Annotated in this window: 5 tRNA genes; all 5 read right to left on the minus strand. The window is 41.9% G+C overall.

The features are described 5' to 3' along the window. Positions 1-386: 386 nt before the first annotated feature. The 5 genes from ACFI6G_RS22130 to ACFI6G_RS22150 all read right to left on the minus strand — a co-directional run bounded on the left by ACFI6G_RS22130 (position 387) and on the right by ACFI6G_RS22150 (position 865). Positions 387-462 (minus strand) — tRNA-Val (locus tag ACFI6G_RS22130). 29 nt (positions 463-491) lie between these two features. Then, positions 492-567, minus strand: a tRNA-Ala gene (locus ACFI6G_RS22135). A gap of 25 nt (positions 568-592) precedes the next feature. Then, positions 593-668: transfer RNA gene (locus tag ACFI6G_RS22140), tRNA-Val, on the minus strand. A gap of 25 nt (positions 669-693) precedes the next feature. Continuing rightward, a tRNA-Lys gene (locus ACFI6G_RS22145) sits at positions 694-769 on the minus strand. Positions 770-789: 20 nt separating this feature from the next. Next, positions 790-865: transfer RNA gene (locus ACFI6G_RS22150), tRNA-Glu, on the minus strand. Positions 866-938: the final 73 nt, after the last annotated feature.

The raw sequence follows: 938 nt of genomic DNA on the forward strand, positions 1-938 counted from the left end.
AGGTTTTTGGTTGTCATCAAGAAGGGTTAATTCTCAATGACTGTTTGCCGGACTCAATTTACTTCTTGTTTCCACTTTTTAATAAAAAGTAGAATCAAAAAATGAACAATCATTTCTGATCATTCGAATACAAGACACTTGAATGTGTTTGTTGTGTTTATGCCGTTCTTATTAAATAAGAGCAGATAAACATTGAGAACTTTTAAATTTGATTAACTTAATCACAGCCTTGGCCGTTTTGTTTTACTTTTTAAAAAGTAAAAATAATTAAGCTAATCAGTCAGCTTTCCAAATTGTTAAAGAGCAAGAGTTTTTCAAGTTTTAAACTTTCAAAACCATTTTTAAAAACTCTCTTCAGACTGTTGTCATCAAAGAATGTTTAAAGATGGTGGGCGATACCGGGCTCGAACCAGTGACCCCCTGCTTGTAAGGCAGGTGCTCTCCCAACTGAGCTAATCGCCCATAAAAGTTTTAATTCCTTATGGAAGGAATGGTGGAGCTATGCGGGATCGAACCGCAGACCTCCTGCGTGCAAGGCAGGCGCTCTCCCAGCTGAGCTATAGCCCCATATTTTTATTTCCTTGGGAGGAAATGGTGGGCGATACCGGGCTCGAACCAGTGACCCCCTGCTTGTAAGGCAGGTGCTCTCCCAACTGAGCTAATCGCCCCAAATTTTATTTCCTTGGGAGGAAATGGTGGGTCGTGCAGGATTCGAACCTGCGACCAATTGATTAAAAGTCAACTGCTCTACCAACTGAGCTAACGACCCTTTTTACTTCTTGAAGGAAGTGGTATCCCGTAGGGGAGTCGAACCCCTGTTACCGCCGTGAAAGGGCGGTGTCCTAGGCCTCTAGACGAACGGGACACTGCTAATTTATCTCCACTTTAAAAGTAGAAACAAACTTCGAAGAACTTTGGGAGCTCTTCTTCTCTTTTTC

The organism is Vibrio sp. PSi01 (genome assembly GCF_054960695.1).